Annotated in this window: 19 protein-coding genes and 1 riboswitch; of the genes, 5 read left to right on the forward strand and 14 right to left on the reverse strand. The window is 65.6% G+C overall.

Going from position 1 to position 17,093, the window contains the following annotated elements; all coding sequences use genetic code 11:
• Positions 1–38 precede the first annotated feature (38 nt).
• Positions 39–1,055, forward strand: coding sequence for a DUF2125 domain-containing protein (locus GN330_RS02475; RefSeq protein WP_156711060.1), 1,017 nt, complete (start codon positions 39–41; stop codon positions 1,053–1,055).
• Here GN330_RS02475 and GN330_RS02480 read toward each other — a convergent pair.
• Positions 1,048–2,013: a prephenate/arogenate dehydrogenase family protein gene (locus GN330_RS02480; protein ID WP_197435001.1), complete on the reverse strand. Its 966-nt coding sequence runs from the start codon at positions 2,011–2,013 to the stop codon at positions 1,048–1,050. The genes GN330_RS02475 and GN330_RS02480 overlap by 8 nt on opposite strands.
• A gap of 3 nt (positions 2,014–2,016) precedes the next feature.
• Positions 2,017–3,117 (reverse strand): histidinol-phosphate transaminase, encoded by a 1,101-nt coding sequence (gene hisC / locus GN330_RS02485; protein ID WP_156711062.1) that lies wholly within the window; start codon positions 3,115–3,117, stop codon positions 2,017–2,019.
• 79 nt (positions 3,118–3,196) lie between these two features.
• Positions 3,197–3,274: riboswitch (SAM riboswitch) on the forward strand.
• Positions 3,275–3,345: 71 nt separating this feature from the next.
• On the opposite strand from hisC, the gene metX reads away from it, so the two are divergent.
• Both metX and metW read left to right on the forward strand, forming a co-directional pair.
• Positions 3,346–4,527 carry a homoserine O-acetyltransferase MetX gene (gene metX / locus GN330_RS02490; protein ID WP_156711064.1) on the forward strand — a complete coding sequence of 394 codons (1,182 nt, stop codon included), beginning with the start codon at positions 3,346–3,348 and terminating at the stop codon, positions 4,525–4,527.
• The gene (gene metW, locus GN330_RS02495; protein ID WP_343040190.1) at positions 4,524–5,138 is read left to right on the forward strand and encodes a methionine biosynthesis protein MetW; all 615 of its coding nucleotides are present in this window, start codon (positions 4,524–4,526) and stop codon (positions 5,136–5,138) included. The genes metX and metW overlap by 4 nt, the downstream gene beginning before the upstream one ends.
• Positions 5,139–5,141: 3 nt before the next feature.
• Here metW and GN330_RS02500 read toward each other — a convergent pair whose 3' ends face one another.
• The 4 genes from GN330_RS02500 to GN330_RS02515 all read right to left on the reverse strand — a co-directional run bounded on the left by GN330_RS02500 (position 5,142) and on the right by GN330_RS02515 (position 9,444).
• Positions 5,142–6,281, reverse strand: coding sequence for a ZIP family metal transporter (locus GN330_RS02500; RefSeq protein WP_156711066.1), 1,140 nt, complete (start codon positions 6,279–6,281; stop codon positions 5,142–5,144).
• Positions 6,281–7,369: a multicopper oxidase domain-containing protein gene (locus GN330_RS02505; protein WP_156711068.1), complete on the reverse strand. Its 1,089-nt coding sequence runs from the start codon at positions 7,367–7,369 to the stop codon at positions 6,281–6,283. Before GN330_RS02505 ends, GN330_RS02500 begins: the two co-directional genes overlap by 1 nt.
• A 205-nt stretch (positions 7,370–7,574) precedes the next feature.
• Complete coding sequence (locus GN330_RS02510) at positions 7,575–8,657, reverse strand: NAD(P)H-dependent flavin oxidoreductase (protein WP_156711069.1); 1,083 nt, start codon at positions 8,655–8,657, stop codon at positions 7,575–7,577.
• Entirely contained in the window at positions 8,644–9,444 is an 801-nt protein-coding gene (locus GN330_RS02515) for a class I SAM-dependent methyltransferase (protein ID WP_156711071.1), read from the reverse strand. The genes GN330_RS02510 and GN330_RS02515 overlap by 14 nt, the downstream gene beginning before the upstream one ends.
• A 107-nt stretch (positions 9,445–9,551) precedes the next feature.
• Here GN330_RS02515 and gloB point away from each other — a divergent pair, with 107 nt between their 5' ends.
• Positions 9,552–10,319 (forward strand): hydroxyacylglutathione hydrolase, encoded by a 768-nt coding sequence (gene gloB / locus GN330_RS02520; RefSeq protein WP_156711908.1) that lies wholly within the window; start codon positions 9,552–9,554, stop codon positions 10,317–10,319.
• A gap of 9 nt (positions 10,320–10,328) precedes the next feature.
• Here the strand turns inward: gloB and GN330_RS02525 are convergent, their stop codons facing one another.
• Positions 10,329–10,997: a lysoplasmalogenase family protein gene (locus tag GN330_RS02525; RefSeq protein ID WP_156711073.1), complete on the reverse strand. Its 669-nt coding sequence runs from the start codon at positions 10,995–10,997 to the stop codon at positions 10,329–10,331.
• Positions 10,997–11,890 carry an aromatic amino acid exporter YddG gene (gene yddG / locus GN330_RS02530; protein WP_156711075.1) on the reverse strand — a complete coding sequence of 298 codons (894 nt, stop codon included), beginning with the start codon at positions 11,888–11,890 and terminating at the stop codon, positions 10,997–10,999. The genes GN330_RS02525 and yddG overlap by 1 nt, the downstream gene beginning before the upstream one ends.
• A gap of 191 nt (positions 11,891–12,081) precedes the next feature.
• Here yddG and GN330_RS02535 point away from each other — a divergent pair, with 191 nt between their 5' ends.
• A complete protein-coding gene (locus GN330_RS02535) occupies positions 12,082–12,276 on the forward strand; it encodes a hypothetical protein (protein ID WP_343040351.1) in 195 nt (64 codons plus the stop codon).
• 61 nt (positions 12,277–12,337) lie between these two features.
• Here GN330_RS02535 and GN330_RS02540 read toward each other — a convergent pair whose 3' ends face one another.
• From GN330_RS02540 to GN330_RS02565, 6 genes are all read right to left on the reverse strand, one after another.
• Complete coding sequence (locus GN330_RS02540) at positions 12,338–12,865, reverse strand: TIGR02444 family protein (RefSeq protein ID WP_156711077.1); 528 nt, start codon at positions 12,863–12,865, stop codon at positions 12,338–12,340.
• Between the two features lie 132 nt (positions 12,866–12,997).
• The gene (locus GN330_RS02545) at positions 12,998–14,374 is read right to left on the reverse strand and encodes an FAD/NAD(P)-dependent oxidoreductase (RefSeq protein ID WP_156711079.1); all 1,377 of its coding nucleotides are present in this window, start codon (positions 14,372–14,374) and stop codon (positions 12,998–13,000) included.
• On the reverse strand, positions 14,371–14,784 hold the full coding sequence (locus GN330_RS02550) for a (2Fe-2S)-binding protein (protein WP_425487154.1): 414 nt from the start codon (positions 14,782–14,784) through the stop codon (positions 14,371–14,373). Before GN330_RS02550 ends, GN330_RS02545 begins: the two co-directional genes overlap by 4 nt.
• Positions 14,669–15,784, reverse strand: a complete 1,116-nt coding sequence (locus tag GN330_RS02555; RefSeq protein ID WP_156711081.1) for an NAD(P)/FAD-dependent oxidoreductase — start codon at positions 15,782–15,784, stop codon at positions 14,669–14,671. The genes GN330_RS02550 and GN330_RS02555 overlap by 116 nt, the downstream gene beginning before the upstream one ends.
• Positions 15,781–16,503: an aspartate/glutamate racemase family protein gene (locus GN330_RS02560; RefSeq protein ID WP_156711084.1), complete on the reverse strand. Its 723-nt coding sequence runs from the start codon at positions 16,501–16,503 to the stop codon at positions 15,781–15,783. The genes GN330_RS02555 and GN330_RS02560 overlap by 4 nt, the downstream gene beginning before the upstream one ends.
• On the reverse strand, positions 16,500–17,093 hold the full coding sequence (locus GN330_RS02565) for a UbiX family flavin prenyltransferase (RefSeq protein ID WP_156711086.1): 594 nt from the start codon (positions 17,091–17,093) through the stop codon (positions 16,500–16,502). Before GN330_RS02565 ends, GN330_RS02560 begins: the two co-directional genes overlap by 4 nt.

Below are 17,093 nucleotides of genomic sequence, written 5' to 3' on the forward strand. Positions count from 1 at the left end.
AGCCAGTCTGATAGGAATGCGCCGGAACGACCGGCAGCATGATGGGTAGCGAGGCCGAAGGCGTGACGTCAAGTAAACGCGAAGGCGGAACCAGCCGCCGGTTCTTCTGGCTCGCTACGGGCATCGTCGCCGCGATCGCGCTTTATACGGGCGGCTGGTTCTACGCCGCGAACACGTTGGAACGGGCAACCGACACCTGGCTCGCGCGCATGGGCGAACGCGGCGCCGCCGCGAGCTGCCAACAGCGCGAGGCGCGCGGCTATCCGTTCCGCATCGGGCTTTTCTGCAGCGAGGCTGCAATCGAGGACGCCGAGGGCCGTTTCGCCATCAGGGCCGCCGGGCTGCGCTCGGCGGCACAAATCTATAACCCCGCCCAAATCGTCGGCGAACTGGACACGATACGGCTCGACCTGCTCGCCGCGCCAAACCCGGTTGGCGCCCGCGCCGGCGATATTCGTTTCAGCGCAAGGCTCGCCGACCCGCTGCCGGAGCGCGCCTCGGTGACAGCCCAACAGGTCAAGCTCGACGCAACCCCGGAGGGCCGCGTGGCGTCGGTCCTGTTCGAGGCCGGGCACGTCGAGGCCCATGCGCGCCGCAATGGCGCCGATCTGGATCTTGCCGTCAGCGCCGAGGCGATCTCCGCCCTTCCGCCGCAGATTGGCCGTGAGATCCGTGCCGAGCGGTTCCAGGCCGATTTCACCGTCGCCGACGGCGTGCGGCTCGCCATGGAGCGGCCGCAAAGCCTGCGCGGCATCAGCCTCGTCATTCGCGATCTCGCCATTACCCTGGCCGATAAGGCCGGTTTCGCGCTTTCCGGCCCATTTTCTGTCGATATGGACGGATTTATTGACGCAAAATTGCAGATTTCGGCGCGAAATCCGCAAGAAATTGCCGCGCTTTTGGCAGAAATCATGCCGGAAAACGGCAATCAGATCCGCTCGGTGGCCGCCGGGCTCGCCGCTCTCGGCGACAATCCCAGCCTGCCGCTCACCGTGACGAAGGGGCAGGCGCGGATCGCCTTCATCACGCTCGGCCGGATACCCCCACTCAACTAGAGCCGGATTTTTCCGGCTCCCTGGCATCGCGTGGCGGATGGGCGACGACGTGGCGGCCGAAATCGGGCACGTCGATGTCCTGGCCGGCCTCGATGATCGAGCGCCGCACCGCCCGGGTATGGGTGAACAGGTCGAACAGCTTGTCGCCGTCGCCCCAGCGGATCGCCCGCTGCAATGCCGACAGATCTTCCGAAAACCGCGCCAGCATCTCCAAAATGGCCTCGCGATTGTGCAGGCACACGTCGCGCCACATGGTCGGGTCGGACGCGGCCAGGCGGGTGAAGTCGCGAAAACCGGACGCCGAATATTTGATGACCTCGGACTTGGTCACCGCTTCCAGGTCGTCGGCGGTGCCGACGATATTATAGGCGATGATGTGCGGCAGATGCGAGACGATGGCGAGCACCATGTCGTGATGCGCCGGATCCATCACATCCACCTTCGAGCCGCAGGCCTCCCAGAAACCGGACAGCCGCGCGAGCGCGTCGGGATCGGTGTCCGGCAACGGCGTCAGGATGCACCAGCGCCCGTCGAACAGGTCGGCGAACCCGGCATCCGGCCCCGACCGTTCGGTACCGGCGATAGGATGGCCGGGGATGAAATGGACCGAAGACGGCAATTCCGGCGCCATCTGGCTGACGACCGACCCCTTGGTCGAGCCGACATCGGTGACGATCGCCCCTGCCTTGAGCGCGGGCGCGATCGCGCGCGCCACCGCGCCGGACGCGCCGACCGGCACCGACACGATGACAAGATCGGCATTTTCGACCGCCTTGGCCGGGTCGCCTTCATAGACGTCGCCCAGATCCAGCTCCGCGGCCCGTTCGAGCGTCGCGGCCGAGCGTGTCGAGACCACAATCGTGCCAGCCAGCCCCTCGCGGCGTATCACATGGGCAAGCGACGAACCAATCAGGCCGATGCCCACCAGGGCAACGCGATCGAACATCGGATCGGACATCGCTCAGTCTTTCAGAAAATCCGAGAGCGCGGCGACCACACCCCGGTTGGCTTCTTCCGTGCCGATCGTCATCCTGAGCGCATTCGGGAATCCGTAGCCGGCGACACGGCGCAATATATAGCCCCGCGCCGTCAGATACTCGTCGGCCAGCGCCGCCGAGCGGCGCTCGTCGGGAAAATGGATCAGGATGAAATTGCCGATGCTCGGCGTGACCCTGAGACCAAGCTTGGTCAGTTTCTCCGTCAGCCACGGCAGCCATTGGTCGTTATGCGCGACCGATTTCTCGACATGACCGCGGTCGCGGATCGCAGCCACCCCGGCCTCGATCGCCGCCGCGTTGACGTTGAACGGACCGCGAATGCGGTTGAGCGCGGCAATCACATGCGCCGGCGCGTAGATCCAGCCGATACGCGCGCCGCCGAGGCCGTACACCTTGGAGAAGGTCCGGGTCATGACCACATTATCGAACGAGGATACGAGCTCGATGCCGGTCTCGTAGTCGTTGCGGCGCACATATTCGGCATAGGCCGCGTCGAGCACCAGAAGCACGTTTTTCGGCAGCCCCGCATGCAGGCGCCGCACCTCCTCGAACGGCACATAGGTGCCGGTCGGGTTGTTGGGATTGGCCAGAAAGACGATCCTGGTCCTGTCGGTCACCGCGGCCAGGATCGCATCGACATCGGCTGTCTCCTCGGTTTCCTTTACCACCACCGGCACCGCGCCCGCCGCCTGGATGTAGATCCGGTAGACCAGGAAGCCGTGCTCGGTGAACACACCTTCGTCGCCCGGCTGCAGATAGGCCTGCGCCAACAGCCCGAGCGCCTCGTCGGAGCCGTTGGTGCACAGAATGTTGTCCGGGTTGAGCCCGTGCACTTCCGCTATCGCCTCGCGCAGCCTGCTCGCCGCACCATCAGGGTAGAACTCGAGCGAGGCGGCCACCGACCGCACGGCCTCGACCGCCTTGGGCGACGCGCCGAGCGGGTTTTCGTTCGACGACAGCTTATGGACTTTGGCCACGCCCGCCGGCGCCGCGCTCTTGCCGGGCACATAGGCGGCGATATCCATGATGCCAGGTTTCGGCTCTGGGCGGACGGGCAGGCTCATGGCGGGGTTCCTTCGCGGATGATCGCCTTCCGACTAGCAAAGCTTTGCCGTTGACGCAAAGGCTTGCGCAAGATTATAACCGGCCTCCCGTGGTGATTTGGCCGGTCGGCTTGCAGCCACGTAAAACAAGTCGCTAAAGGGCCGTTTGCATCAGGTAACCGGCTTTGCGAGCGCGCAATGCCGGTTTTTTTGTGCTTCGAGCAAGGCCGGCCGCATGAGGTAATGTGGATGGCCGCACGGCGGGCCCGAAAGCTGAAGGCAACTAACGAGGCGACCGACCCGTCGAGCCGGGTCGCGCGCTTCGGACCGGACAGGCCGCTGTCGCTCGATTCGGGCAAGGTGCTGTCGCCGTTCCAGATCGCTTACGAGACCTATGGCGCGCTGAACGAGGCGCGCAGCAACGCCATCCTGATCTGCCATGCGCTGACCGGCGACCAATATGTCGCCAGCCGCAATCCCATCACCGGCAAGCCGGGCTGGTGGGAAAGCCTGGTCGGCCCGGGCAAGGTGATCGACACCGGCCGTTTTTTCGTCATCTGCTCCAACGTCATCGGCGGCTGCCTGGGCTCCACCGGCCCCGCCTCGCTCAACCCCGAGACCGGCCGCGCCTACGGCCTCGACCTGCCGATCGTCACCATAGGCGACATGGTGCGCGCGCAGACGATGCTGGTCGACGAACTCGGCATCGACCGACTGTTTTCCGTCATCGGCGGTTCGATGGGCGGCATGCAGGTGCTGGAATGGGCGGCGAGCTATCCCGAGAGGGTGTTCACCGCTTTGCCGATCGCGGCAGGGGCGCGACATTCCGCCCAGAACATCGCCTTTCACGAAGTCGGCCGCCAGGCGGTGATGGCCGACCCCGAATGGTGCGGCGGGCGCTATATCGACGAGGGACGCCGGCCGGAAAAAGGCCTCGCGGTCGCGCGCATGGCCGCCCACATCACCTATCTGTCGGAAACCGCGCTGCACCGCAAATTCGGCCGCAATCTGCAGGATCGCGAGACCCTGACCTTCGGGTTCGACGCGGATTTCCAGATCGAAAGCTATTTGCGCCACCAGGGCATGACCTTCGTCGACCGCTTCGACGCCAATTCCTATCTCTACATGACGCGGGCGATGGACTATTTCGACCTCGCCGCCGATCGTGGCGGGCGGCTGGCCGACGCCTTCCGCAACACCGAGACCCGTTTCTGCCTCGTCTCCTTCACTTCGGACTGGCTGTTTCCGACCGAGGAAAGCCGCACCGTGGTGCGTGCGCTCAACGCCGCCGGCGCCTCGGTTTCCTTCGTCGAGATCGAGACCGATCGCGGCCACGACGCATTCCTGCTCGAGGAACCGGAATTCTTCGCCGCCGTCGGCGGATTTCTGGACTCCGCCGCGCGCGCCCGCGGCCTGGAGGATGCGCCGTGAGTGTGAACCACGACGCCCGGGTCGACCTCGCCATGGTGGCCGGCCTGATCGACCCGCGCGCCCGCGTGCTCGACGTCGGATGCGGAGACGGGGCGCTTCTGGACCTCCTGATCACCGACAAGCAGATCGACGGCCGCGGCATCGAGATATCGCAGCGCGGCGTCAACGAATGCGTCGCGCGTGGCCTGTCGGTGATCCAGGGCGATGCCGACACCGACCTCAGCCATTATCCCGACCAGGGCTTCGACTACGTGATCCTATCGCAGACGCTGCAGGCCACACGCAATCCCAAGGAAGTGCTCGAACAATTGCTGCGGATCGGTCGGCATGCGATCGTCTCGTTCCCGAATTTCGGCCATTGGCGCGTGCGCCTTTCGCTGCTTTTGCGCGGCCGCATGCCGGTCACACGCGACCTGGCCTATAGCTGGTACGACACGCCCAACATCCATTTCTGCACGATCCGCGATTTCGTCAATCTGTGCGAGGAGGTTGGCGCGACCGTGGAGAGCGCAACCGCGCTCGACGGCAACGGTCAGAAGATCGGCGTCTCGCTGCCATGGTGGTTCTGGAATTTCTTTGGCCAGCAGGCGGTGTTTCTGCTGAGGAAATGACACTCACACCAACAAGGCGGTCGCGTACATGATCAACAGACCGGCCGCGACACCGCCGGCGTAGTTCAAGCCGCCCAAGGCAGCGAACCCGCCCTTTCTCACCGTTAGAGCCGTCACCTCGACCATCACCTGGAAGATCGCCCCGGCACCGACGCCGAAACACAAAGCCAGCCAATAGGGCCCCGGTGCTTGCGTTCCGGCCCAAACGCCGGCGACCGCCGGCAGGCCCGCGAGCCCGGCAAGCAGGACGAACAACGACAAAGGCGGTTTTGCGCGTACGAGCGGCGCCGCGATGCCGATACCCTCGGTCACGTTGTGAATGATGAAACCGACGACCAGGAAGGTCGCCAAGGCGCCGGCGCCGGCCGAAAGCGCGCCGCCCACCGCCAGACCTTCGCCAAGATTATGCAGCCCGATGCCAAGCGCGATGAAGCCGGCGAGCGCGGCGCCCTGCGGCGCGGCGCCGCGCCAGCGCCCGGCCACGAACAACGCCAGCGCCGTCAACGCCGCCGCCACCCATACCGCCGTCTGGCCGCGCAGACGCTCCAGGGCGGCCGAACCGGCCTCCAGCCCCTCGCTGAGCGTGTCGAGGAAAAGATAGGCCAAAAGCCCGACGGTCAGCGCCAGCAGAAAATCGAACGTGCCGGCGGACAGCCCGCGCATGGCGGGAAAGGCCAGCATGCCGGTTGCCACCGGCGCCACGCCGAGCAGGAGCCCGACCACGGCAAGCCGCCACAGCGAGCCGGCATCGAGCCCCGGCGTAGCCTGTGCGACCTCCACCGTGTGTTCGAACGTCGCCCCGGTCGAGGTCACCAGCACGATATGATGCGCTTCGCCCTCGACCCAAGGATAGGGAACCGTGACCCGGGCGCCGTCAAGACGCCCGACCGGTCCGGCCGGCATCAGGTCGAAAGCACGATAGGCCCCGTCGACCTGGACCTGGGCGATGGCGACCGGCTGCGATCCGTCGGCGCGGATGCCGAGCTCGATCACGCCCGGGCGCAGGCGCGTGCCTTCCACCACGACCTGTTCGACAGGCGGCGCGGCGGCCCCGATCCGGTCGAGCGGGCGCGCGCCCAGCACATAGGCAACGATCGCAGCCAGAATCAGAAGCGGAAGCGCCAGCCAGACGAAACGGACCATCACACCACCTCGAAATGGCTCATCCAGCCGAGTTCCGCAAATTCGGTCTGATGGGCATGGAACATATAGAGGCCGGGTTCGTGGTTGGCGAAGCTCAGCTCGACGATGCCGCGCTGCGCCTGACACTGCATGACGGTATCGATCCGGCGATGGGTCGGCGTCAAAGTGGTGCCGTGATCGTAATAATCGAAGAAATTCGCATGCACATGCAGCGAATTGATGGGATCGAACTCGGTAATGTTGATCAGGTAGATACGGACCGGCCTCGACCTGTCGATCCGTATAGGTCTGTCGAAATAGGCGAACGGAATGGTGTTGACGGCGTAGAATTCGTTTTCGTCGTCGAAATTGGTGTCGAAGCCGTTCATCACCATCACCAGTTCCTGCCAGTCCGCGTTCTGTGGCGTGCCCAGCTTCCGCGCCGCGGCGTCCTCGCGCGACAGCGGGTGCCGGTCCGGGTCGGGATCGACGATAAAGGCGCCGTAGAGCCCCTTGTGGATGTGGCGCTTGAGCGGGATCGAATGGCAGTGGTAGAGATGGCAGCCGTACGGCTCGGCCGCGAACTCGTAGGTGAACGCCTCGCCCGGCCCGATCTCGCCCGCCCCGGGCACGCCATCCATGCGTGCCGAGTGAATGCCGTGGAAATGCATGGTGTGCGGATGCGAACCCGCGTTGAGGAAGCGGATGCGCAGACGCTCGCCCTCCGTGCAGCGCAGGGTCGGCCCCGGGATCCGGCCATTGTAGGTCCAGGCTGGAAAGAACACGCCGGGCGCGATCTCCACCTCGCGATCGACGGCGGTGATTGTCCATTCGCGGACCTGCCGACCGTCGGGGTCCGTCGTCACGACACCGGTGTCGAATTCGGTCAGGAATTCCATCGGATCGAAGCCGTTGCGATCGGCGTCCACCGTTCCAACGACGCGGTTTTGACCATGCCGGCCGGCCATGCCGTGGCCAGTGGAGGGCGCGCCTTCGCCATCCTGTTCGCCCGCTGCCGAACGCTCCATTCCGAAGGCCGCACCCGCCAGCACCGCCCCGGCCCGCAGCAGGCCGCGTCTGGGAATGCGTCCGAACGGTCCCAAACCCATAATCGATCCTTGTTGCAAATGACTTGCATTACCAATAGCACGCGCCGATTATGGAGACAAGTTTTTGTCGCGTCCGCATCAACCAGCCGCTCGTCGGGTACCCACGAGGCTTCGACAAGGCATCGTTCAGGGGTCGAAGTTCACGCGTGACAAAACTGGGCGGCGCGTGACAAAGGCGGTTGGTCGCCGCTACAGCCGTTCCAATTCAGGACGCACGGGCGCCGCGTGCCAGAAGCTCTCCCGCCCTGTCGGCCAGGTCGCGCGTCAGGTCACCGGCCGGCATCGCCCGGCCAAGTGCCGCGGCCTGACCGGCCCATAAAGGCGAGAAGTCGCGCGAACCCGTCTTTTCCGCCCGCGCCCGCAGCGGACCGACGGCGGCCGCAGCCAGCGGAAAGGCAGGCGCCTCGGCGCTGAGCGGCCCAACCTCGCGCACGATCCGGTTGAGAAGCCCGCGCGCCGGCCGGCCGGTAAACACGTTGGTCAGCACCGTTTGGTCGTCGCGCGCCGCCGCGAGCGCGGCTCGGTGACCCGGCGCCGTCAGCGCCTCGGGGCACTGCAGATAGGCGGTTCCGATCTGCACCGCCGCCGCCCCCAGCATGAAGGCCGCCGCGACGCCGCGCGGATCGGCGATGCCGCCGGCGGCGATCACCGGCACCGCGACGGCATCGACCACCTGCGGCACCAGCGCCATCGTGCCGGGCTGGGCGGCGACGTCGTCGGAAAGGAAAATGCCGCGATGGCCGCCCGCCTCCGCCCCTTGCGCGATGATCGCGTCGCAGCCGCGTTTTTCCAGCCAGCGGGCTTCGGCGACCGTGGTGGCGGACGCGATGATGCGGGCGCCGGATTTTTTCACGCGCTCGATCAGCGCTGGGTCGGGCAGGCCGAAATGGAAGCTCACCACCTCCGGGCGAAACTCCTCCACCACCGCGCAACCCGCCTCGTCGAAGGGATTGCGCCCCGCGCCAGGCGGAACCGCGTCGGGGTCGATGCCGAACTCGGCGTAATAGGCCGCAAGCCGCGCGCGCCAGCCGGCCTCGCGTGCCCGGTCGGGGCTTGGCGGCGAATGGCAGAAGAAATTGAGGTTCACCGGCCGGTTGGTACGCTGGCGGATCACCCCGAGTTCGGTGCGGATCTGCTCGGGCCCGAGCATGGCGCATGGCAGGGCGCCGAGGCCGCCCGCCGCGCTGACGGCGATGGCCAGTTCGGCCCCGGAGGAGCCGGCCATCGGCGCTTGCAGGATCGGCACCTCGATGTCGAAAAGCTCAACAATGCCGTTATTGGGCCACATCGGCCTGTCCCTCCTTGATTCCGCGCCGCCGCGCGTGCGCCGCATCGATGCCGGTCATTGATCGCGTCGCGCCCTGCGGGGTCAGCACAGGCACGAAGACGCGCCGCGAACTGCGCTGCGCCACCGGCAGCCCCTGATAGAGACGCTTTTGCGCCTCCACGATGGTGACGCCTGAAAAGATCGGCGAGAACCGCCGCCCGGTCTGCTCGATCAGGCGATGGAACCTGAGCATCCAGCGCCTGCGCGACGGCGGAAAGAACAGCGCCTCGCTCCACTGTCCCGGCGTGAAATTGGTATCGCGCAAAAGGCTGGTGAGCTGCCCGCGCGACCAGGGCCTTCCGGTGCCGAAGGGCGTGTGCTCGAAGCGCGCCCACACGCCGCGCCGGTTCGGCACCACGATCACGAGCCGCCCGCCGGGGGCAAGAACCCGCCACAACTCCATCAGCGTTTCGCGCGGGTTTTCCGCATGTTCCAGCGAATGCACCATCAAGATGCGATCGATGGAGGAATCAAACAGCGGCAGTTCCTCATCGAATACCAGCGCGGTGCTGGACGGGCCGCCCGGCGGCCAGTTCACCGCTCCCTGCGTTGCCGGCATGAAGGCGAACACCCGCTCGGCGTCGGCCCCGAACCGCTCGAGCCAGGGCACGGCATAGCCGAGGCCGACCAGGCGTTCGTTGGGAATATTGGCCCATACGCTCGACAGCGCCATAGCGATCGAGCGATCGGCCAGGCGCCCGAGCACCGATGCATAAAACGACCTGAGATCGACGATGTCCGAATACATTGCCGGACGGTATCCGCGCCCGGACGGCACGGCAAGAAATCCCTTCGACGGGGTGACAACTCGGTGTCGGCCGGCTTATCGTCCGGCCGCGGAAAGCGAGGATGCCCATGGCCCTGGAAATCGACCAATTCATGTGCCGCAGCGATAATTTCGGCGTGCTGGCGCGCGATCCCGAAAGCGGCGAGACCGCCATCGTCGACGCGCCCGAAACCGCGCCAATCCTGGAAGCGGTCGAGCGCACGGGCTGGACTCCGACCGTTCTGCTGGTCACCCATCACCACGGCGACCACGTCGCCGGCAATCTCGATCTCAAGCAGCGTTTCGGCCTGAAGATCGTCGGCCCCCGATCCGAGGCCGACCGGATCCCGGGCATCGACGAGACCGTCAAGGACGGCGACCGCTTCGCCTTCGGTTCGGACGAGGTCCACGTGATCTCGACGCCGGGCCATACCGCCGGCCATGTCTGCTACCACTTCGCGCGATCGGGCGTCGCCTTCACCGGCGACACGCTGTTTGCGCTCGGCTGCGGCCGGCTGTTCGAATGCAAGCCGCCCGACATGTTCGCCTCGCTGAAGAAGCTCGCGGCACTGCCGCTGGAAACGGTGATCTATTGCGGCCACGAATATACCGAAGCCAATGCCCGGTTCGCGCTTTCGGTCGATCCGAGCAACTCCGCGCTCAAGGAACGCGCCGCCCTCGTCCAGACCAGGCGCGCGGCCGATCAGGCGAGCCTGCCCACCACGCTGATCGAGGAGATGGCGACCAATCCGTTCCTGCGCGCGCACGATCCCGTCATCCGCCGCAATCTCGGCATGGAGACCGCCAGCGACGAGGCCGTCTTCGCCGAAATCCGCAAGCGCAAGGATATCTTCTGACCCGCCGGGTCAGGCGAGCAGCACGCCGAGCGTGATCGCCAGTTGGCCGGCATAATAAAGCACCCACACGGCCGGCCTGCTCCAGCGCCGGTGGGCGGACGCCTCGGCAAGCAGGAAGCGCTCCGTGGCCAGGATGGCGTCGGACGCCATGAACAGCACCGCCCCGACAATCACCACCAGCGCGGGCAGGAACAGCGCAGTGACACCCATGGCCAGGATCGCCACGACGTAGACGGCAACCGGCACCGCCATTCCGGCCGGAAGGACCGGGCGCAGGCGCCGGTAAAACAAGCCGGCGAACGCTATCATGGCGAGCGCGACCAGCAGCCGCCACAGTTCGTCGGCAAACAGATCCGCGCTGCCCGCACCGGCAAACAGCACCGCATAGGCCAGGTGCGCGCCCAGAAACGACGCCAGGCCGGCCATGAAGGCGCCCTCGCCCTCCCGCGCCAGGCAGGCGTCGCCGAGCGCGCTCAGCGCCAGCGCGAGCGTGAGCAGCCACGGCCCGCCGGCAACGAAGGACAGTACCGCCAACAGCGCCACGCCGGCCGTCTTGGCAACCATGCGGCGCCAGGAAAGCGGCCGCGCCGTCATCGGCAGATACAGTGCTGCCGCCACGACCGACAGGACGAACGTTCCATTGGCCGTGCCGGCCAATCCGCCTTCGAACGGCATCATCACGCGTCACCCCCGAAAGCCGCGTCGTCCGCGCGGCGGGATAAGAGATTCTTGGCTGCGAGGGCCGCACCGGCGGTGATCAGCAGGCAGGCAGCGACGATACGCCATGTCGGCTCGGCGAAACCGAACGTAATCAGCACCAGGGTCGACAACAGCGGCGCGGCATAGCTTGCCGCCCCCAGCACCTGGATATTGCCGCGCTTGACCCCGTGATCCCAGGCGTAGAAGGCGCCGCCGACCGGCATCAGGCCGAGACCCGCGACAGCCAGCCATTGTCCGACGCCCTCGGGCCACACCGTGCGCTCCAGCGCCAGATGGCATACGAGCGACAGCCCGGCGGCGGCCAGGCAGAACCAGGTGACCACGCTGGTCGGCACGGCGGGAAAACGGCGTGACAACAGCGAATAGGACGACCAAGTCAGCGCGCACAGAGCCGCCATGGCGTAGCCGAAACCGTAGCGGGCGTCGAAGCCGAGCCCGCCGCCCTTAGCGACGATCAGCACCGTGCCGGCGAGCCCCATCAGCGCGCCGACGACGTGGTGCCAGCCGAGCCGCTCGCCCGGCATGAGCGCCGAACCGAGCACGATCAGCAGCGGCCACAGATAGGCAATCAGGCTCGCCTCGACCGCGGGCGCGTTTCGCAGGGCGGTGAAGTAAAAGAAATGATAGCCGAACAGGCCACCGATGCCGACCACCCAGGCAAGCGGCGGTATCGGCGCACGCTGTGCGGGCGACAGGCCAGCGCCCCGGGCCACAAAGCCCAGCGCGGCGCCGATTGCGAACGCCATTGCCGCAAGCTGGAACGGCGGCACCCGTCCCGATGCGTCGGTGAACAGCGCCAGCAGCGCCCACATCACCACGGCCGAGAATCCGATCAGGGTCGCCCGCCCCATCGCGTGTCTCCTCCTGCCCGGCAGGAGGTAAGGCTCCCGCGGCGAGACTGGACCTATCCGCCCCCGAACCCGGATGGCAAGACCAAATCGCACGCTGGCTGTGAGCTTTCAGAAGAGCGTCCATTCGGGCCGGACCGGGGAGGCTGGAGTTACCGCGCTTCGGCAGCGCTATCCACGCAGGCGCGGTATGGATCAAGACTTGCAAGCAGTTCTCCATCTCCACGCCGTTCGGTGGTGAGAAGGAAAGCGGCATGGGCGCGAGAAGGGTTGCAACGGCATCAGGGCCTACATGGCACAGAAATCCTTCTACGCCGATCTTTCGGGCGTGCCGCATCCCTGGGCCGCCGCAGCGGTGCAAGCGTCATGAGCGGCGCAGTGGCCTTTGAAGAGGAACCGCATGCAAGGTCGGCACGGGATCGACTGCCCGTAACCCGACAGGTTGGTGCGCTACAGAGGTGGTCCCCTTCTGGCGGCGGTAGCCAGTTCTTCAATCAATACCCGAATATTCGCTGGCGGGACATCCGGCATTTCCTCGCACAGCATGAGAAGCGCCGTCTCCACGGTCAGACCGTCGGCTGGCATGGTTCTTGAAAGCCAGCGTTCGCCCATCGCCAGCTGGATTTGCTCCGACCGGAGCTCGGCTTTCTTGATTAGGTTCCGCAGCGCTTCCGTTTCCTCCGCCGGAAACGCGGCGGGTGGGGCTTTCAGCCTCCGACGCAGCCGGCGCAATGGCAGAACGGTCTCATCGCGCCAGCGCTTCATCTCCGCCTTGAGTAGGTTCACCTGATCGCCGGACAGGCGGCGGTTCAGTTTCGCGTCCGCATAGAGGACGATGATCATGTTGACGACGTCGATTCCGGCCTCATCCTGAAGGCGAAGACATGCGTCGGAGCACCCCGGCGCGCCATAAAGACGGAGAGCGAAACGCCAGATGTCACCATCCAAATCAAGCTGAGAGGTGGGGGCGTCCCGCATGTGTGCTAACCTCCAAATTGCTCCCGGTTGCAGGGTGCTACGTCATAGGGCTACGCTGTGCCCGGCGCGGATGTGCGGTTGTTGAGCGTACCAAACCGAGAGCAATCGTGTCCCCTATCGGAGCTTTCGCAATCACGACTGGCAGAGATCTGCAATCTCTCCGAGCGCGACCGGGCGGAGTGGCGGACGAATCGTGAGATAGCCGGCTTCGTCCATGGAGAGACCGCGCGTGGCGGCGGCGAGGCCGGTTAGGGTCATGCCGCAAATCCGCCCCTGGCAGGGCCCCATGCCGCAACGTAGAAACGCTTTCACCTGGTTCGGTCCGGCGCTGTCTGCGCCGAGCGCCTCGCGGATTTCGCCGCAAGTGACCTCTTCACAGCGGCAGGCGATGACTTCGTCCGGCGGCGACAGCAATGTGGAACGGGGCCGATAAAGCCTGTCGATCAAGGGACGAGCAGCGAGATGGGCGCGCCGCAAGCGCCGCGTCGTGCTGCGAAGGCGTTCGTCAACCGGACGTCCGAGTTCTTCAAGAATGGACATGGCTGCGAGCCGTCCCTCAAGCAATGCTACGGTGGCTCCGCCGATACCCCCGGCGTCGCCTGCGATATACACGCGATCGATCGAACTTTGCAGGCGGGTATCGCGCAGCGGATGGAAGGCTACGCCAGCTTCCGACCACCCCATCTGACAGCCCAGGGACCGCGCCATGTGGGTTTCGGGAACCACCCCTTCATGGAGGCCTGTATGGTCGGCGGGGAGGCAGTGCCCGTCACCGCCCTTGCGGAAGCGGACTTCCAGCCTGTCACCCGTCGTCTCAATGCGGAGATCCTGGGGGCATTCGTGGAACCTGATGCCGGCGCGCCGGAGCTTCCATAAAAGCTTCAGTCCCTTGAGGAGGTAGGAGGGACCGCGCCCGTGCAGGGCTCCAAGGAGATGCGGCAGGGCGCGGATCAATGCACCGCGCTCGGCAGTATCGACGAGCGTCAGGTCTTGCTTGCCCGCAGCAAGACATTGCGCGGCGTAAAGATAAACGAGCGGCCCGGTCCCGACCAGAACGAGCTCGCCCTCGGGCAGAAGACCCTCGCGTTTGAGCAGTATCTGCAGGCCACCGATCGTGGTAACGCCGGGCAGCGTCCAGCCGGGTAGCGAAACCGGGCGTTCCATCGCCCCGGTGGCGATCAGCAGGTGGCGCGCCCGTTCCCGGCGAATGCCCAGCTTGTCCTTCAGCCAGACCGTTCCGTCGGCCTCAACCCGCCAGGCGCCGGTTTCAAAAGCGAGATGCGCGCTGCTTGCTCTCAGGCGGGCGGCTTCAGCCTTGCCGGAGAGATAGTCCGGTCCGAGAATGCGCACGCGGCTTTCCGGAACGGTCTCAATTCCGCGCCATACCTGGCCTCCCGGACCGGGCGCTTCATCGACGACGAGGACCCGGGCGCCGCTCTCGGCCAGAAGACTCGCCCCGCCTATTCCCGCAGGCCCGGCACCGATGACGATCGCATCCCATTCGTTCATCCCCCATCCCCCGCGGCATCGCGGCGCGCCCCGATCTGGCGCTCGACCGTCATTCCCGGTCTTGTATCTGTCATGCACGCTCTTTGATTGTCGCGTCCGTCGATGCGCAGCAGGCATTCGTAGCAGATACCCATCAGGCACCATGGGCCCCGCACGGTGCCCGAGGTCGGTGTCTGCCGAAAATCCACAACCCCTGCCACCATGAGCGCGCCAGCGAGAGTTTCGCCAGGGCGGAAAGAGATAGGGCGCCCCTCGAACAGGAACTCTGCAGCCCCGTGTTCGGAGGAATCATCATCAAGACGTATGAACGGCAAAGCGCTTACTCCGCATCGAACAAGGAGCGGGGCCAAGGTGGCCTTCGACCAGTGCCGGGCCCAACTCGAGCCCGTGAAGGCTGGCAAGGGTAACACCGCTATGACAGGTGACAACAAAGGCGCCCGGCGTTTCCGGTGCCTCGTCGTAGATCGGCAAACCGTCGGCGCTCATGATCCGCAGCGCTCCCCAGGCGCGTACCAGCCGAGCAGCGCGCAAGGCCGGAAAAATCCGTGTTCCTGCCCTGCAAAGCTGGGCGACGGTCTCCATGTCGGTGCCGGTGGAAAAACCCGCATCTTCATGCGAACTCCCGAGCAGCACCGTCCCTTCCCGCGTCTGCCGGATCACGTTGCTGGGATGGTGAAGGAAAGGTGCGACACGGTCCGTTACGACAATCTGGCCGCGTTCGGGCCAAAGTCCGAGTTCCAGCCCAAGCTGACTCGCGAGCCGGGTGGTCCCGAGGCCAGCGGCAATGGCAAGATGCCGTCCGGTGAATTCGTTGCCTTTAGCATCCTTCACGACGAAACCGCGATGCCGGTCATGGCTGATCTGCTCGGCGGTAAAGTTCACCGCCATCCGGCCGCCATGATGTCGAAACCCGCTTTGCAAGGCACGTAGAGTGAGGAGCGGGCTCACCTCGCCATCGAGGTCGGAAATCGATGCGCCGCAGACGTCGGACCCGATTCCGGGGGCGATTTCGCGCAGGGACTCGCGATCGAGAAGGTCGATCCGAATGGCCGCGCCTTGTTCCCGCGACCGGGCGATAAGGAACCGGCGTGATTCCATCTCATCCTCGGAGAGGCAGAAATGGAGCCCGCCGCCACCGCGCCAGCCGATATCGATGCCTGTCTCCTCTTGAAGGACCGCAGAGAATTCAGGCCAGAGCTGTCCCGCCCGTATCGACCAATGCATGTAGTCTGGATGGCCGAGCCCCTTTCCCTGCAGCCAGACGAGACCGAAATTTCCGCGAGAGGCACGGTAGGCGATATCGCCTTCGTCGAGCAGGATGACCCGTGCGCGCCTGCGTTGTGCGCCCCACGCAAGCGCGGAACCGATCAGCCCCCCGCCGATGACGATCAGATCGCTGCCGGATGTCATAAGGGATAATCCGGTGGCGCCAGCGACAGTTGCATCCAGCGGACCAGGGTCACAATGTCGTAGATGGGCAGGCCGAAACGGCGCGAAACAGCGGCCGAATAAGGCGGCAGGTTGGCGCATTCGAACACCAGCGCGCCCACATCGTCATGGCGAGCCAGCAGTTCAGCCACCGTGGCGATCACCTCGGCTTCCTGCGCAGCGGCGTCCACCTCCGTCGCTTGCTCGCGCATATTGCGCAGCAGGATCCCGTCCGGAGGCAGAGCCGTTGTCGGTAGACCGGACATAGCGCCGACGCCGCGAAAATGGCGCTCGCTCAACGCTTGCGAATCGGAAACGATCAACCCGGGCTTTTTCCCAGCGGGCAGGATGCGTTCCACCATCGGGATCTGCAGCAGGGCTGAGGAAAGAAAGGGCACGGACGAATGACGGGCAAGCTCGTCCTGCACGGCAGCAAGAAAGCCGCAGCTGGTCGTGATCGCCGTGCAGCCAAGTGCAACGAGATCGTCTATCGCGATGCGAAAGGCGTCGAGCGAATGGCGAGGATCGCCCTCGATCACATCGGCCGGACGCACGCCGCTTACAACCCGGAACTGCACGGGAAAGGGCCATGTGCCTGCATGGGCGACATCGCCGGGAAGTCGGCGAAAGCCAGTGTCGAGCACGATGATGCCGACCATAGTACCGTGGGCCACGCGGCGGCGCGGTGCGTGCGAAGTCATATGGCCTCTCCGGCAAGGCTGTCTCTCAGCCCGCTCCAGCGGCGAATGGCGCCGGTGTCGATATCGAAGAGATCGAGGGCGCGGGCCATTGAATGGGTTATCATCTCCTCAATGCTCTGTGGCTTTGCATAAAGGGCAGGAACCGGCGGCATGATGATGGCGCCCATGCGGGTGAGCGCCGCCATGGTTTCGATATGCCCCAGATGCAGGGGCGTTTCACGCAATATGAGAACAAGGCGCCGACGCTCCTTCAGCCCCACGTCGGCTGCGCGGCTCATCAGTGTCGAGGTAACGCCCGTCGCGATTTCGGACATGGTCTTCACCGAACATGGCGCGATCAGCATGCCCAGGGTCTGGAACGAACCGCTGGCGATGGTGGCTCCGATCTCGGCGGGCGAATGGACGACGTCGGCGCGCTTCTCGATATCGGCTTTCCGCAGATCGAGTTCCTGCCTGAGTGTGAGGAGCGCCGACCGGCTGACGATCAGGTGCGTTTCCACGTCCGCTGCCTTCGCCAGGTCGAGCGCGCGCAGCCCGTAGGCCGCACCCGAAGCACCCGATATGCCGATGATCAGCCGCCGTTTGCCCAT

This window comes from Nitratireductor arenosus (assembly GCF_009742725.1).
Lineage (GTDB): Bacteria > Pseudomonadota > Alphaproteobacteria > Rhizobiales > Rhizobiaceae > Mangrovimarina > Mangrovimarina arenosa.

Excerpts from the sequence above, each read along its gene's own strand:
- GN330_RS02475 (WP_156711060.1), top strand. The coding sequence starts at position 39 with ATGATGGGTAGCGAGGCCGAAGGCGTGACGTCAAGTAAACGCGAAGGC.
- GN330_RS02480 (WP_197435001.1), bottom strand. The coding sequence starts at position 2,013 with ATGTCCGATCCGATGTTCGATCGCGTTGCCCTGGTGGGCATCGGCCTG.
- hisC (WP_156711062.1), bottom strand. The coding sequence starts at position 3,117 with ATGAGCCTGCCCGTCCGCCCAGAGCCGAAACCTGGCATCATGGATATC.
- metX (WP_156711064.1), top strand. The coding sequence starts at position 3,346 with ATGGCCGCACGGCGGGCCCGAAAGCTGAAGGCAACTAACGAGGCGACC.
- GN330_RS02500 (WP_156711066.1), bottom strand. The coding sequence starts at position 6,281 with ATGGTCCGTTTCGTCTGGCTGGCGCTTCCGCTTCTGATTCTGGCTGCG.
- GN330_RS02505 (WP_156711068.1), bottom strand. The coding sequence starts at position 7,369 with ATGGGTTTGGGACCGTTCGGACGCATTCCCAGACGCGGCCTGCTGCGG.
- GN330_RS02510 (WP_156711069.1), bottom strand. The coding sequence starts at position 8,657 with ATGTGGCCCAATAACGGCATTGTTGAGCTTTTCGACATCGAGGTGCCG.
- GN330_RS02515 (WP_156711071.1), bottom strand. The coding sequence starts at position 9,444 with ATGTATTCGGACATCGTCGATCTCAGGTCGTTTTATGCATCGGTGCTC.
- gloB (WP_156711908.1), top strand. The coding sequence starts at position 9,552 with ATGGCCCTGGAAATCGACCAATTCATGTGCCGCAGCGATAATTTCGGC.
- GN330_RS02525 (WP_156711073.1), bottom strand. The coding sequence starts at position 10,997 with ATGATGCCGTTCGAAGGCGGATTGGCCGGCACGGCCAATGGAACGTTC.
- yddG (WP_156711075.1), bottom strand. The coding sequence starts at position 11,890 with ATGGGGCGGGCGACCCTGATCGGATTCTCGGCCGTGGTGATGTGGGCG.
- GN330_RS02540 (WP_156711077.1), bottom strand. The coding sequence starts at position 12,865 with ATGCGGGACGCCCCCACCTCTCAGCTTGATTTGGATGGTGACATCTGG.
- GN330_RS02545 (WP_156711079.1), bottom strand. The coding sequence starts at position 14,374 with ATGAACGAATGGGATGCGATCGTCATCGGTGCCGGGCCTGCGGGAATA.
- GN330_RS02555 (WP_156711081.1), bottom strand. The coding sequence starts at position 15,784 with ATGACATCCGGCAGCGATCTGATCGTCATCGGCGGGGGGCTGATCGGT.
- GN330_RS02560 (WP_156711084.1), bottom strand. The coding sequence starts at position 16,503 with ATGACTTCGCACGCACCGCGCCGCCGCGTGGCCCACGGTACTATGGTC.
- GN330_RS02565 (WP_156711086.1), bottom strand. The coding sequence starts at position 17,093 with ATGGGCAAACGGCGGCTGATCATCGGCATATCGGGTGCTTCGGGTGCG.